The following is a 13,404-nucleotide window of genomic DNA, read 5'->3' on the forward strand; positions in this document are numbered from 1 at the left end:
CCGTATCCCGACCAGCGGGTTACCGTGCTCACATGACGAGCGAGTTGCCTTTCACCCGGACTCCCCACCCGCACCCGGCGACCCCGGAGCGCGTAGCGGAGGTACTTGCCAAGCCGGGCTTCGGGCAGCACTTCACCGACCACATGGTGACGATCCGCTGGAACCGCGAGAAGGGCTGGCACGACGCTGAAGTCGGCCCCTACAGCTCTCTCTCACTCGACCCCGCGGCAATGGTGCTGCACTACGGCCAAGCGATCTTCGAAGGGCTCAAGGCCTACCGCCAGCCCGACGGTTCGATCGCGTCCTTCCGCCCTGAGGCCAACGCCGAGCGCTTCCGCGCCTCGGCCCGCCGCATGGCGATGCCCGAACTTCCCGACGAGCTCTTCCTCGAGTCCGTTCGGCAGATCCTCGCGGTCGACGACCGCTGGGTGCCGTCCGCGGAGGAGGAGTCCCTCTACCTGCGGCCGTTCATGATCTCCACGGAGAAGGGCCTCGGCGTGCGACCCGCGTCCGAGTACCTGTTCGTGCTGATCGCCTCACCCGCCGGCTCCTACTTCGCGGGCGGCGTCCGCCCGGTGAGCGTGTGGCTCTCGACCGAGTACGTGCGCGCCGCCCCCGGTGGCACCGGCGCTGCCAAGTTCGCCGGCAACTACGCCGCGTCCCTCGTGGCGCAGGCGCAGGCCGCCGAGAAGGGCTGCGACCAGGTCGTCTGGCTCGACGCGGTGGAACGCCGCTGGGTCGAGGAGATGGGCGGCATGAACCTGTTCTTCGTCTTCGGCGACAAGGTCGTCACCCCGGAGCTGACCGGCACGCTGCTGCCCGGCATCACCCGGAGCTCGCTGCTGGAGCTGGCCTCCGACCTCGGCCTGACCGTCGAGGAACGCCGGATCTCCACCGACGAGTGGGAGAAGGCCAACGCCTCCGGTGAGCTCACCGAGGTCTTCGCCTGTGGCACGGCCGCGGTCATCACGCCGGTCGGTCACGTCAAGCACGCCGGGGGCGAGTTCGACGTCGCCGACGGCGGCACCGGCTCGGTGACGGCGAAGCTGCGGGAGCGCCTGACCGGCCTCCAGCACGGCCACGTCGCCGACGCCCACGGCTGGATGACGACCCTGAAGGCCTAAGCGATCACCAGCACGGCCAGAAGCGCGATTTCGGCGGCAGCACCGAGCACATCACCGGTGATGCCGCCGAAACGCTTTCCGGTGTGCTTCACGAGCCCCCACACCAGCGCGGCCGCGACGACGACGGCGACGACCGCCCGCCACCCGAGCGGGACAGCCGCAGCGGCGAGCACCACCCACGTGCCGACGACCAGCATCGGATGCTGTGTACCGGCTACCAGCGCGCCCAGCCCCTCAGGCCGCGCTGCGGGCACATTTCGCATACAGCAGACACTGAACGCCGCTCGGCTCGTCGCGAACGCGAGCACTACGACGCCCCAGTGAGCGTGTGGGAGTGCCGCAGCCTGCGCCCCCAGCACAACGATCAGCGTGACGACCCCGAACGGCCCGGCGCCGCCGTCCTTCATGACCTGAAGCGCGCGCTCCGGCGGTCCGTAACACCCCAGACCGTCTGCAGTATCCGCCAGACCGTCGAGGTGCATACCGCGTGTGGACAGCGCGACGACGCCGACGACCAGGAACCCGGCTACCAGCGACGATATGTTGCATACAGTCAACAGCCAGAGCATGCCGAGGACGAACGCGCCGAGCAGAACGCCGACAATCGGCGTGTATGCAATGGCCCGTCCCGCCGCCTTGCGGTCGACATGATCGACCCGTAGCGGCAGGACCGTCAGCCACGAGAACGCGAGCTTCACCCAGTCATGTTTTCTGCGGTCGTATTTTCGGCGGTCGTATTTTCGACGGTCGTGTCTTCTGGGTCCGTGTTTTGTTGGGTCGTGTCTTCTCGGTTGGTGACGCCCGCGCTCTCGAACGTCGCCATCTCCGCGAGCACCTTCACCGCCGAGATCAGCAACGGCAGCGCCGCCACCGCACCGGAGCCCTCGCCGAGCCGCATCTCGAACTCCAGCAGCGGCTTCAGGTTGAGGTGCCCGAGCGCGATCGCGTGCGCGGGCTCGGCCGACTGGTGCCCGGCCACCCACCACTCGCGCGCACCCGGCGCCAGTTCCTCGGCGACGACCGCGGCCGCACCGACGACGACGCCGTCGAGCACGACGGGAGTGCGCCGGACAGCGGCCTGTGCCAGGAACCCGGCCATCGCGGCCAGGTCAGCGCCACCAGCGGTCGCGAGCAACGCGATCGGGTCGCTGATCACCAGGCGGGCCCGGCGCAGCGCGTCCCGGATCGCCGCCGTCTTGCGCATCCACGCCTGGTCGTCGATGCCGGTGCCGCGGCCGACGACCGCGACCGGCTCGGACCCGGTCAGCGACGCGATCAGCACGGCGGCCGGAGTCGTGTTGCCGATGCCCATGTCGCCGGCGACGAGCACGTCGGCGCCCGCGTCGACCTCTTCGTCGGCGATGGCGCGCCCGGCCGCGATCGCCAGCTCGCACTGCTCACGGGTGAGCGCGTCCTCGCGGTCGATCGACCCGGACGACCGCCGCACCTTGTGCGCGCTGACGGCGGCCGGGGTGTCGGAGTCGACGGCCATGTCGACCACGCGCACGGTGGCGCCCGCGACCTGCGCGAGCACGTTCACGGCGGCGCCGCCGGTGAGGAAGTTCGCGACCATCTGGCCGGTGACCTCGCTCGGGAACGCCGACACGCCCTGCGCCGTCACGCCGTGGTCGCCCGCGAAGACGACGACGCGAGGCCGCACGAACGGCTTCGGCGGCACGACGCCCTGGCAGGCCGCGATCCAGTTGCCCAGCTCCTCCAGGCGCCCGAGCGAGCCGACCGGCTTGGTCAGCACCGCGTGCCGGGCCTCGGCCGCGCGCAGAACGGTCTCGTCCGGCGGTTCAACCGGCGGGAACTCGGTGCTCACCTGGTCGCTCCTATCCCTGCTTGTCGTCAGCGCAGTTTCAACGGGATGCCCGCGACGAGCAGCGTGACCTCGTCGCACACCTCGGCGACGCGCGCGTTGAGCGCACCGAGGTGATCGCGGAAGAGTCTGCCTGAGCGCGTCGAGGGAACGACGCCGAGGCCGACCTCCGCTGTCACGAGCACGAGGCGCGCCCGGCACGTGGCGACCGAGCCGACGAGCTCGCCGACGTGGTGAGCGATCGCCTCGGTGCCGTCCCCTTCCCACGCGTCGGCGTCGTCCAGCACGCTGACCAGCCACGTCGAGAGGTCGTCGACCAGGATCGGCGGGTCCTCGTACTGCGTCGCGGTGAGCAACGCGGGCAGGTCCGGCGGCGCGGACGCCTCGACCGTGTGCCAGGTGGACGGACGCCGGGCGACGTGCAACGCGATGCGCGCGTCCCAGTCCGGGTCGTCCGGGTAGCGGCGGGCGGTTGCGACGTAAGTCACGGCGGCGTCGGTGAGCAGGCCTTCCGCGTGCGCTGACTTGCCGGAACGCGCTCCGCCGAGCACGAGAGTGCGAGATGACAAGAGTTAGCCTTCGTCCCATGGAGTTCCGCTGGCGCTACCAGGATGCCCAAGGCCGCGACGTCGCGGGGCCGGACGTGATGTTCGCCGACCAGACGGAGGCGGAGGAGTGGTTCAGCGCCGAGTGGCGTGACCTGCTCGACGTCGGGGTCGAGCAGGTCACGCTGCTGCGCTCGGAGTCCGAGGTGTACGGCCCGATGAGCCTCCACCCGGCTACCTGATCAGCCCTGGGCGGTGAGCCGCGGGTCGTCGGTGATGACGCCCTCGAGGACGTTGTCGATCTGCTTGAGCACGTCGTCGTCGAGCTCGATGTCGATCGCCTTGACGTTCTCGAAGACCTGCTCCGGACGTGACGCGCCGATGATCGCGGACGCGACGTTCGGGTTCTTGAGCACCCACGCGACGGCGAGCTGCGCCATCGTGACGCCGGCTTCCTCGGCGATCGGCTTGAGCTGCTGAACGGCGTTGAGCACGTCGTCCCGCATCCAGCGCGAGATCATCTGCGAACCGCGCGCGTCGGCGAGGCGCGAACCCTCCGGCACCTCGGCACCCGGCAGGTACTTGCCGGTCAGGATGCCCTGCGCGACGGGGGAGAAGACGATCTGGCTGAGACCTTCGCGCTCGCACGCGGGGATGACCTGCGGCTCGATGACGCGCCACAGCATCGAGTACTGCGGCTGGTGCGACACGAACGGCACCTGCAGCTCACGGGCCAGCGCGGCACCGCGGGTGATCTGCTCGGCGGTCCACTCGGAGACACCGACGTAGAGGACCTTGCCCTGGCGGACGAGGTCGGCGAACGCCAGCATCGTCTCTTCCAGCGGAACGCTGTAGTCGAACCGGTGGGCCTGGTACAGGTCGACGTAGTCGGTCTGCAGGCGCTTCAGCGACGCGTTGGCCGACTCCATGACGTGCTTGCGGCCAAGCCCGCGGTCGTTGGCGCCGCCGGGACCGGTCGGCCAGTAGACCTTGGTCAGGATCTCCAAGGACTCGCGCCGCTCGCCCTTGAGCGCCCGGCCGAGCACCGACTCCGCGGCCGTGTTCGCGTAGACGTCGGCGGTGTCGAAGGTCGTGATCCCCGACTCCAGCGCCGCCTTCACGCACGCGTGGGCCTGCTCTTCTTCGACCTGCGAGCCGTGGGTGAGCCAGTTGCCGTACGAGATCTCACTGATGGACAGGCCGCTGCGGCCGAGTCGACGGAACTTCATACATCGGAGCTTAAACCGAAATCGTTCGTGCTGCTAATGAACTTCGGGTGCCCGCCAGACCAGCGAATACCGCCAGAACACGTGCCTGCGGATGCGCGCGCCGGGCGTGATCTCCGCGGCTGCCTCTCGGATCTCCGGCAACGTCGGCGCGGTCATCACCACGGGCATCTCGGTGTCGTGCGGCTTGCCGCCGGTGCCGTTGAGGGCCTTCGCGACGCCCACGATCGCGTTCGCCGGCAACGTCACCAGCTCCATCGCCCGGTCGGCGTTGGTCGACATCATGTACAGCCCGATAACGATCAGCGTCCCGCCCGGCTCGGTGAGCTCGGCGAGCCGCGTCAGACCCTCTCGCAACGGCAAGTGGTGCAAGCTCGCCTCAGCCGTGACGACGTCGAACCGCCCGAGGTCGTGGGTGAGCACGTCGCCGTGGATCCACTTGATCCTGTCGCTGGTCGCGCCGGCCCGTTCGATCATGCGCTCGCTGGCGTCGATCGCGGTGACGTTCCCGGCCCGAGAAGAGTCACTGATCGACCGCGCCAGATCGCCGAGGCCGCAGCCGACGTCGAGCGCCGACTCGGCCCGAGACGGCAACTGCCGGAGCAGCCAGCGGCGGTACCACTCGTTGTGGTTCCACCGCAGCTTCTCCGGCAGCTGAAGCTTGCGCTGCTTCGCGCGCACTACTTGATGGCTTCGCCCGGCTTCACGCGCGGCTTCGGGACGCGGAGCCTGCGCAGCTGACTCGCGCGGATGAACGAGTACCAGCCGATGGACAGGCCCTTGATCGGCTCGGTCGGGAACTTCGCCCGCACCTTCTTCGTGACGAGCCGGCCGAGCACGAGGCCCTCGATGACCATCGCGATCAGCATGAACGTCGTCGCCAGCGTCGCGTACCGCTGCACCGCGAGCGACGGTGTCAGCAGCGCCACGAACACCAGGATCGCGAGCGGCATGAACAGGCCCATGAGGTTGCGGCGCGCGTCGACCAGGTCGCGGATGTACGCCTTCACCGGACCGCGGTCGCGCGGCAGCAGGTACTTGTCCTCGCCGGCCATCATGCGCTGACGGCGCTCGGTGGCCGCGGCACGGCGGTCTTCCTTGCTCACCTTGTTGCCGCGCATGCGCTTGAACGCCTCGCGCTGCGTGCGGGGAGGCGGCGGAACCGGACCATTGCGCCGCCCCTGCGCCTCGCGCCGCTTGGGCGTGGCCTTCCCCTTGGCCGCCGTGCGCGCCTTGTCGAGCGGCTCGGCGAGTTCTGCCCCCGACTCGGGGGACTCGGCGGCGGTGGCGGACTCGTCGGAGTTGCGGCGCAGGAACCTCACAACACAAGGGTAGGACAGGGGTTCTTCTGTACCTTTCGCGAGGTGCGCGTACTCATCGCTCCGGACTGCTTCGGCGGCACCCTGACCGCCCGCGAGGCCGCCGACGCCATCGCCACCGGCTGGCGCGAGGCCAAGCCCGACGACGCCGTCACCGAACGCCCGCTCGCCGACGGCGGCCCGGGTTTCGTAGACGTTCTGCACGCCGCGCTGGGCGGCGATATCCGATATATCAGCGTGACGGGCCCGCTCGGCAAGCCCGTCGAAGCCCGCTTCCTCAGCCTGCACACCAACGGTCGACGCGTTGCATACATCGAGTCCGCAGAGGCGTGCGGCCTGCATCTCGTCCCTGTCGACCTCCGCCAGGAGGCCTGTGAGACGGCGACAACGCGAGGTGTGGGCGAGCTCATCGCGGCAGCTGCGGATGAGAACGATGTCATCACGATCGGACTGGGCGGCTCCGGCACGACCGACGGCGGCGCCGGAATGCTCGCCGCACTTGCCGAAGGAGGCGTCGCCTTAACTGATATATCGCTCGTCGCCGCGTCCGACGTCGAGAACCCGCTCCTGGGCCCGCACGGCGCCGCGCGCACGTTCGGCCCGCAGAAGGGCGCGTCCCCGGAAGCCGTCGAACGCCTCGAAGCCAAGCTCGCCGCGATGGACGTCCTCAAGCCCGTATCCGATATATCGGGCGCGGGAGCAGCGGGCGGCCTGGGCGCCGCGCTCCTCTCGCTCGGCGCGACGATGACGTCCGGCGCCGGCCTCGTCCGCGAGCTCACCGGCCTCGACGCCGCCCTCGACGACGCCGACGTCGTCGTCACCGGCGAAGGCAGCTTCGACTGGCAGTCGCTGCGCGGCAAGCTCATCACCGCCGTCGCGAGCGGCGCCGCCGAGCGCGGCATCCCGTGCGTCGCCATCGCCGGGCAGGTGAGCGTCGGCCGCCGCGAGATGGGCGCCGCGGGCGTCCAGGAGGCCTACTCGGTCTCCGACCACGTGGGCTCTGTGCAAAAGTCGATTGCGGACGCCCGCAAAAGTCTCATTGCAACGGCCCGGCACGTAGCCGGGCAGTGGTCGCGGTAGCTGGCGATCCGGCGGTACCAGGACTCAGGCTCCGACCGATATATCGGTTGGCTTGAGGGTGGTCTACGTGACAGTCGACACTTGGGGCGACATGAGGCGTCGCTGTGGGACCATGGGAGTGGAACAAAGCGGGGAACGCCCGTGTTGTTGAGGGGCGAACCGCCCGCAAAGGACCTCTTAGGAGAGCCATGACGACCGCTCAGGATGCCGCTTCGACCTCCGAGGCGCCGACCCACGGCGTGACGCTGACCGATGCGGCCGCCTCCAAGGCGAAGGCGCTGCTCGACCAGGAGGGCCGCGACGACATGCACCTGCGCATCGCCGTCCAGCCCGGCGGTTGCGCTGGTCTGCGCTACCAGCTGTTCTTCGACGAGCGCTCGCTCGACGGTGACGCGCTGGTCGACTTCAACGGCATGAAGGTCGCCGTTGACCGCATGAGCGCGCCCTACGTCGAAGGTGCCGTCATCGACTTCGTGGACACGATCGAGAAGCAGGGCTTCACGATCGACAACCCGAACGCCGGCGGGTCGTGCGCCTGCGGCGACTCGTTCCACTAAGGCGAACAAACGCGCGAGGCCGCGTTCCCGCACGGGAACGCGGCCTTTCGCTGTGCACCGGGAACCTGACTGGGGATCAGCCCAGAGGTTCAAAGCCTATTTTCAGCGCATGTGTTCAGGCGCCGTACTCGGCCAGGCCTTCGACCTGGTGGGTGCACCGCTCGTCGACCTCCCAGGGCGCGGCCGCGCGCGGGGTGGGAAGGGGGTGCTCGGGATGCGTCAGAGCGAAGGGGAGCTGCGCGCAGTCGTCGATCAGCTCACTCATCGTGCTCGCCTCGGGGATCGTCACGTCCCGACCGTATGACGGTGGTCTGACCTGCGGTAGCCCTACCAAACGGTAGTCTTCACAGCTGCACTCATCCGGGTGAGTTGTCACGTAGAGCAACAAGGGAAAGAGGAGCCGACGTGCCGGTAGCCGTGTGCGGCAGCATCGCGACCGACCATCTGATGCACTTTCCGGGCCGATTCGCGGACCAGCTGGTCGCGGAGCGTCTCGACCGCGTGTCACTGAGCTTCCTGGTCGACGACCTCGTGGTCCGCCGCGGAGGCATCGGCGCGAACATCGCGTTCGGCCTCGGTGTCCTCGGGGTGCGCCCTGTGCTCGTCGGTGCCGTCGGCAAGGACTTCGACGACTACCGCTCGTGGCTCGAGCGGCACGGCGTCGACACGTCGGGCGTGTACGTGTCCGAGGTCGCGCACACCGCGCGGTTCGTCTGCACGACGGACGACGACATGTGCCAGATCGCCTCCTTCTACGCCGGTGCGATGGCCGAGGCGCGCAACATCGAGCTCGCGCCGATCGCGAACCGCGTCGAGAACGTCGAGCTCGTCGTGATCAGCCCCGACGACCCCGCCGCGATGCTCCGGCACGCCGACGAGTGCCGTCAGCGCGGCTACAAGTTCGCGGTCGACCCGTCGCAGCAGCTGGCCCGCATGGACGGTGACCAGGCGCGCACGTTCATCGAGGGCGCCGAGTACCTCTTCAGCAACGACTACGAGTGGGAACTGCTGCTGCAGAAGACCGGCTGGACCGAGGCCGACGTCCTCGCCCGTGTCGGCAAGCGCATCACGACGCTCGGTGCCAAGGGTGTCGAGATCGTCGACAAGGACGGTTTCTCGCTGCACGTCCCCGCGGTGCCCGAGGTCGCGAAGACCGACCCGACCGGTGTCGGCGACGGCTTCCGCGCGGGCTTCCTCGCCGGCATCACCGCGGGTCTGAGCATCGAGCGGTCGGCTCAGCTCGGCTCGTTCATCGCCGTCGAGGTGCTCGAAACCGTCGGTACGCAGGAGTGGGTGCTGGAGCGCGAGGCCGCGCTCGCCCGCATCCGCGGCGCGTTCGGCGACGAGGCAGCGCAGGAGATCGCTCCCGTCCTGCCGTGATCGCTGGGACGATCGCAGTGATGATCGTTGGGATGATCGTTGGGATGATCACTGGCATGATCGGACAATGGGGACGTACCTGTTCGGCGGCACCGGTGAGTTGCTCGACCCGCAGTACGACGCGCTGAGCTCCCTGCTCGACGCGGGCACGTTCGCCCGCGTCGAGCAGCTCGGCATCGCGGACGGCTGGCGCTGCCTGGAGATCGGGGGCGGCGGGGGATCGGTGGCGAACTGGCTCGCCGACGTCGTCGCGCCGTCCGGGCACGTGACGGTCACCGACGTGGACATCTCGCGGCTCGAGGAACGCGACAACGTCACGGTCCTGGAACACGACGTGGTATCCAACATATTGCCCGGCAACGCGTTCGACCTGGTCCACGCCCGGCTGGTGCTGTTCCACCTCCCCGCCCGCGACGCCGTCCTGCGCAAGCTGCGCGACGCGTTGCGCCCCGGCGGCTGGCTCGTGCTCGACGAGTTCGACTGCCTCCCGCTCGAAGTGCTCAGAGCAGCCCCGGACGACGCGAAGCTGATCATGCGGGTGAAGAACGCCCTGCTGACGTTGCTCGAACAGGCGGGCGCCGAGCTGGCATGGGGCGCGCGCATCGAGAAGGCGCTGGTCGACACCGGTCTGCACGACGTCAGCGGCTCACGCGAGGTGCAGGAGTGGCAGGGCGGCTCACCGGGCTGCCGGCTGCTCGCCACCACCGCACGCCAGGTGCGCGCGAAGCTGCCGCTGTCCGACGACGAGTTCGGCCGCTACCTGGAGCTGATGGCGTCGCCGGAGACGATTGTCAGCTCGTATGCAATATGTAGTGCGCAAGGTCGCAGGTAAGCGAAAGGGCCCCTCCGGAGAGGGGCCCGACAGCGCGGCTAGAGCTTGACCGGGTAGTGCGGTTCCGGCACCACCGGCTTGATGCGGCCCTCGACGAAGATGCCGTGCCAGATCATGAACACCAGCAGCGCCCAGATGCGGCGGCTGTGGTCGATGATCCCGGACCGGTGCTCCTCGATCAGGCGCAGCACCGCGTGCTTGTCCAGGTACTGGTCCGTCTGCGACGTGCGCACGATGTCGACCGCCCAGTCGTGCATCTCGTCCTTGAGCCAGTGCCGGATCGGCACGGGGAAGCCGAGCTTGCGGCGGTTCAGCACGTGCGCCGGCACGATGTCGCGAATCGCCTTGCGCAGCGCGAACTTCGTGGTGTCCTTGGTGATCTTCAGCTCGCTCGGGATCTGCGAGGCGATCTTGAAGACCTCGGGGTCGAGGAACGGGACGCGCAGCTCCAGCGAGTTCGCCATGGTCATCTTGTCGGCCTTGACCAGGATGTCGCCGCGCAGCCACGTGAACAGGTCGACGTGCTGCATGCGCGTGACCGGGTCCCAGTGCTGCGACTCGCGGTACGGCTGGGCCGTGACGTTCATGTGCGACACGTTCGAGTCGTACGTGCGCAGGACCTCGCGCAGCTGCGGGTCGAGGAAGATGCGCGCGTTGCCGTAGTAGCGCTCCTCCAGGCTCAAAGCGCCACGACGCAGCAGGTCCTTGCCGCGCACGCCCTGCGGGATCTTCGTCGAGACCTTGCCCATCGCCTTGCGCAGCGCGCCCGGCACCTTCTCGAACGCCGCCAGCGACAACGGCTCGCGGTAGATCGTGTAGCCGCCGAACAGCTCGTCCGCGCCCTCACCGGACAGCACGACCTTCACGTGCTGACGCGCCTCACGGGCGATGAACCACAACGGCACCAGCGCCGGGTCGGCCACCGGGTCGTCGAGGTACCAGGTGATCAGCGGCAGGGAGTCCATCATCTCCTGCGCGCTGACCGTGCGGACGACGTGCTTCACGCCGATCAGCGCCGCAGACTCCGCCGCGACGTCGACCTCGGAGAAGCCCTGCCGTTCGAACCCGGTCGTGAACGTGATCAGGTCCGGGTTGTGCTCCTTGGCGAGCGCCGCGACCACCGTCGAGTCGATGCCGCCGGACAGGAACGAGCCGACCGTCACGTCCGCGCGCATGTGCTTGGCGACCGAGTCGCGCAGCGCCGCCGTGATCTCGTCGTACAGCGCGTCCGCCTCGGCCTCGCTGCGGACCGTGCGCACCTTGAAGCTCGCCGGGAAGTAGCGCTCGAACTTCGGCGTCTCGCCCGGCGTCAGCGTGAACGAGTGCCCGGACTCGACGCGGAAGATCTGGTCGTGCAGCGAGGCGGGCTCCGGCACGTACTGCAGCGTCAGGTAGTGCTGCAGGCCCTTGACGTTCATCTTCGGCTCGATGCCGAGCGTCGGGGCGATCTCCAGCAGGATCTTCTTCTCGCTGGAGAACGCGACACCGGCCTGGCCCTGCGCCCAGTAGAGGGGCTTGATGCCGAACGGGTCGCGGCCGCCGAACACGACGCCGCGCTCGGAGTCCCAGATCATGAAGGCGAACATGCCGCGCAGCTTCGTGATCGCCGCGGGACCGAAGTAGTGGTACGCGGCGACGATCGTCTCGGTGTCGCCGTCGGTGTGGAAGACCGCGCCGTAGGACTCGGTGAGCTCCGCGCGCAGCTCCAGGTAGTTGTAGATCTCGCCGTTGAAGTTGATCGTGTACCGGCTCGGCGCCTCCGGCGGCCCCCAGGTCAGGGGCTGGTGGGAGTGCTCGATGTCGATGATGGCGAGGCGGTTGAAGCCGAACACGACCTCGTCGACCCGCCGGGTTCCGCTCTCGTCGGGGCCGCGGTGCCGCATGCAGCGCAGTGCGGCCTCCACCGCCGGGCGCGCGCTCTCGGCCTCGTTCTCGCTAGGGCAAACAAGTCCTGCCAGGCCGCACAAGGGTCTCGCACCTCACAAGAAATACGACGGGGAAGACCTCAGTATGCCGAAGCGGCTCTGTGTGACCGAAACTGCACCGCAGCGGCAGTGCCCCCAAGGGGTGAGCGAGGTTGCGCTGGGCTACGCTCCCGCTTGATCCGTTGGCACGGCTGTAGTTGTGAACGAGGAGGCGGGCGAGCAGTGGGCCTGAAGGAGGGCACCAGGGCATCCCGGCTGGCGAAGACCGCCGGGCTGGTCGGCCTGGTCGGTATCGGGGCCACCGGTTGCTCCACGGACGAGGTGCTGCGCTTCGGCTGGCCGGTGGCCGTCACGCCGCAGGCCGAGAAGATGCGCGAGCTCTGGACCTGGTCCGTGATCGCCGCGCTCGTCGTGGGCGTCATCGTGTGGGGCCTGATCCTGTGGTCTGTGGTCTTCCACCGCAAGAAGTCGGAGGAGCTGCCGCGCCAGACGGCGTACAACCTCCCGCTGGAGATCGTGCTCATCGTCGTGCCGACGGTGATCGTGGCGGTGCTGTTCTACTTCACCGCCATCACGCAGAACTACGTCACCGACAAGTCGGCCAAGCCCGACGTGAACGTCGACGTGATCGCGTTCCAGTGGAACTGGGAGTTCCAGTACCCGGACTTCAAGACCGACGAGGGCAACGTCGTCAGCACGGTCGGCACCTCGGGCGAGATCCCGGTCATGGTGCTGCCGGCGCACAAGCGCATCCAGTTCAAGCTGCGCTCGACCGACGTCATCCACTCGATCTTCGTGCCGGAGTTCCACTTCAAGCGCGACGTCTTCCCGATGCCGGAGAAGAACAACCAGGACAACGTCTTCCAGATCGACCAGATCGACCGTCCCGGTGCCTTCGTCGGCCGGTGCGCCGAGCTGTGCGGCTCCTACCACTCCGCGATGAACTTCGAGGTCCGCGCCCTTGAGGAGGCCGACTTCGCCAAGTACATGGAGTACCGCAAGGAGATCAACGAGAAGACGGGCAAGACGTACACCACGGCCGAGGCGCTCGCGAAGGTGGGCTGCAAGGACTGGTGCTCGCCGCTCGCCACCACGACCACCCCGTTCAACACCGACCGGACCGCCCGCGAGGCCTCCGGCTCGGGTCAGAAGTAGGGACACGCAACGCGATGAAGATCGAAGCTCGCGTATTCGACCTGGTGATGGGTTTCTCGTTCCTGATGGCCGTCGTGTACGGCTACTGGACGCACGCGGCGACCGGCCACGTCGAGCCCACCGGCACGGTGGCGCTCGCGCTGACCGGTGGCCTGGCCCTCATCACCGGCACCTACTTCCGGTTCGTGTCCCGCCGCATCGAGGTGCGGCCTGAGGACAACCCCGAGGCCGAGGTCTCCGACGGTGCCGGTGAGCTGGGCTTCTTCAGCCCCGGCTCGTACTGGCCGGTCGGTCTCGCGGCCGCGGCGGCGACCGCCGGTGTCGCGGTGGCGTTCTGGCACGTGTGGCTGCTCGTGATCGCCATCATCATGGTGCTGGTCATGGTCGGCGGCCTGGTGTTCGAGTACCACACCGGTCCCAACCACGACTGATATCCGAT

The 13,404-nt window shown here is 68.6% G+C and carries 16 protein-coding genes; 8 read left to right on the top strand and 8 right to left on the bottom strand.

Annotated features, from left to right (window positions below):
- The first annotated feature begins 32 nt into the window (after positions 1-32).
- The gene (locus tag UK23_RS00520) at positions 33-1,124 is read left to right on the top strand and encodes a branched-chain amino acid aminotransferase (protein ID WP_045309315.1); all 1,092 of its coding nucleotides are present in this window, start codon (positions 33-35) and stop codon (positions 1,122-1,124) included.
- On the opposite strand, the gene cobS is transcribed toward UK23_RS00520, so the two are convergent.
- From cobS to cobU, 3 genes are read right to left on the bottom strand one after another with little or no spacing between them, the layout of a single operon-like run.
- Positions 1,121-1,822 (bottom strand): adenosylcobinamide-GDP ribazoletransferase, encoded by a 702-nt coding sequence (gene cobS / locus UK23_RS00525; protein WP_045309316.1) that lies wholly within the window; start codon positions 1,820-1,822, stop codon positions 1,121-1,123. The two genes, UK23_RS00520 and cobS, sit on opposite strands and share 4 nt — an antisense overlap.
- Positions 1,819-2,949, bottom strand: a complete 1,131-nt coding sequence (gene cobT / locus UK23_RS49890; protein ID WP_196777555.1) for a nicotinate-nucleotide--dimethylbenzimidazole phosphoribosyltransferase — start codon at positions 2,947-2,949, stop codon at positions 1,819-1,821. The genes cobS and cobT overlap by 4 nt, the downstream gene beginning before the upstream one ends.
- Positions 2,950-2,975: 26 nt before the next feature.
- Positions 2,976-3,515, bottom strand: a complete 540-nt coding sequence (gene cobU / locus UK23_RS52440; protein WP_045309317.1) for a bifunctional adenosylcobinamide kinase/adenosylcobinamide-phosphate guanylyltransferase — start codon at positions 3,513-3,515, stop codon at positions 2,976-2,978.
- A 17-nt stretch (positions 3,516-3,532) separates the two neighbouring features.
- On the opposite strand from cobU, the gene UK23_RS00540 reads away from it, so the two are divergent.
- A complete protein-coding gene (locus UK23_RS00540) occupies positions 3,533-3,733 on the top strand; it encodes a hypothetical protein (protein WP_045309318.1) in 201 nt (66 codons plus the stop codon).
- On the opposite strand, the gene UK23_RS00545 is transcribed toward UK23_RS00540, so the two are convergent.
- From UK23_RS00545 to UK23_RS00555, 3 genes are read right to left on the bottom strand one after another with little or no spacing between them, the layout of a single operon-like run.
- Positions 3,734-4,720 carry an aldo/keto reductase family protein gene (locus UK23_RS00545; RefSeq protein ID WP_045309319.1) on the bottom strand — a complete coding sequence of 329 codons (987 nt, stop codon included), beginning with the start codon at positions 4,718-4,720 and terminating at the stop codon, positions 3,734-3,736.
- Positions 4,721-4,753: 33 nt separating this feature from the next.
- Positions 4,754-5,398, bottom strand: coding sequence for a class I SAM-dependent methyltransferase (locus UK23_RS00550; RefSeq protein ID WP_045309320.1), 645 nt, complete (start codon positions 5,396-5,398; stop codon positions 4,754-4,756).
- Positions 5,398-6,039, bottom strand: a complete 642-nt coding sequence (locus UK23_RS00555; RefSeq protein WP_045309321.1) for a DUF3043 domain-containing protein — start codon at positions 6,037-6,039, stop codon at positions 5,398-5,400. The genes UK23_RS00550 and UK23_RS00555 overlap by 1 nt, the downstream gene beginning before the upstream one ends.
- A gap of 42 nt (positions 6,040-6,081) precedes the next feature.
- Here UK23_RS00555 and UK23_RS00560 point away from each other — a divergent pair, with 42 nt between their 5' ends.
- Together UK23_RS00560 and UK23_RS00565 are read left to right on the top strand one after the other, a co-directional pair.
- Positions 6,082-7,116 (top strand): glycerate kinase, encoded by a 1,035-nt coding sequence (locus UK23_RS00560; RefSeq protein ID WP_045309322.1) that lies wholly within the window; start codon positions 6,082-6,084, stop codon positions 7,114-7,116.
- Between the two features lie 188 nt (positions 7,117-7,304).
- Entirely contained in the window at positions 7,305-7,673 is a 369-nt protein-coding gene (locus UK23_RS00565; protein WP_045309323.1) for a HesB/IscA family protein, read from the top strand.
- 115 nt (positions 7,674-7,788) lie between these two features.
- Here UK23_RS00565 and UK23_RS51150 read toward each other — a convergent pair whose 3' ends face one another.
- On the bottom strand, positions 7,789-7,962 hold the full coding sequence (locus tag UK23_RS51150) for a hypothetical protein (RefSeq protein ID WP_156212610.1): 174 nt from the start codon (positions 7,960-7,962) through the stop codon (positions 7,789-7,791).
- A 158-nt stretch (positions 7,963-8,120) separates the two neighbouring features.
- On the opposite strand from UK23_RS51150, the gene UK23_RS00570 reads away from it, so the two are divergent.
- Positions 8,121-9,053: a carbohydrate kinase family protein gene (locus tag UK23_RS00570; RefSeq protein ID WP_045309456.1), complete on the top strand. Its 933-nt coding sequence runs from the start codon at positions 8,121-8,123 to the stop codon at positions 9,051-9,053.
- A gap of 67 nt (positions 9,054-9,120) precedes the next feature.
- Entirely contained in the window at positions 9,121-9,885 is a 765-nt protein-coding gene (locus UK23_RS00575) for a class I SAM-dependent methyltransferase (RefSeq protein ID WP_045309324.1), read from the top strand.
- A 38-nt stretch (positions 9,886-9,923) separates the two neighbouring features.
- On the opposite strand, the gene asnB is transcribed toward UK23_RS00575, so the two are convergent.
- Positions 9,924-11,852 carry an asparagine synthase (glutamine-hydrolyzing) gene (gene asnB, locus UK23_RS00580; RefSeq protein WP_045309325.1) on the bottom strand — a complete coding sequence of 643 codons (1,929 nt, stop codon included), beginning with the start codon at positions 11,850-11,852 and terminating at the stop codon, positions 9,924-9,926.
- Between the two features lie 180 nt (positions 11,853-12,032).
- Between asnB and coxB the strand changes: the two genes are divergently transcribed.
- A complete protein-coding gene (coxB, locus tag UK23_RS00585) occupies positions 12,033-12,965 on the top strand; it encodes a cytochrome c oxidase subunit II (protein ID WP_196777556.1) in 933 nt (310 codons plus the stop codon).
- Between the two features lie 14 nt (positions 12,966-12,979).
- Complete coding sequence (locus UK23_RS00590) at positions 12,980-13,396, top strand: cytochrome c oxidase subunit 4 (RefSeq protein ID WP_045309326.1); 417 nt, start codon at positions 12,980-12,982, stop codon at positions 13,394-13,396.
- Positions 13,397-13,404: the final 8 nt, after the last annotated feature.

Origin of the sequence: Lentzea aerocolonigenes, from assembly GCF_000955955.1 — a bacterium.
GTDB lineage: Bacteria > Actinomycetota > Actinomycetes > Mycobacteriales > Pseudonocardiaceae > Lentzea > Lentzea aerocolonigenes_A.

Bases quoted from the DNA above. Each gene is read 5' to 3' on its own strand.
- UK23_RS00590 (WP_045309326.1), top strand. From the start codon at position 12,980: ATGAAGATCGAAGCTCGCGTATTCGACCTGGTGATGGGTTTCTCGTTC.
- UK23_RS00575 (WP_045309324.1), top strand. From the start codon at position 9,121: ATGGGGACGTACCTGTTCGGCGGCACCGGTGAGTTGCTCGACCCGCAG.
- UK23_RS00570 (WP_045309456.1), top strand. From the start codon at position 8,121: ATGCACTTTCCGGGCCGATTCGCGGACCAGCTGGTCGCGGAGCGTCTC.
- UK23_RS00540 (WP_045309318.1), top strand. From the start codon at position 3,533: ATGGAGTTCCGCTGGCGCTACCAGGATGCCCAAGGCCGCGACGTCGCG.
- UK23_RS00565 (WP_045309323.1), top strand. From the start codon at position 7,305: ATGACGACCGCTCAGGATGCCGCTTCGACCTCCGAGGCGCCGACCCAC.
- UK23_RS00545 (WP_045309319.1), bottom strand. From the start codon at position 4,720: ATGAAGTTCCGTCGACTCGGCCGCAGCGGCCTGTCCATCAGTGAGATC.
- UK23_RS00520 (WP_045309315.1), top strand. From the start codon at position 33: ATGACGAGCGAGTTGCCTTTCACCCGGACTCCCCACCCGCACCCGGCG.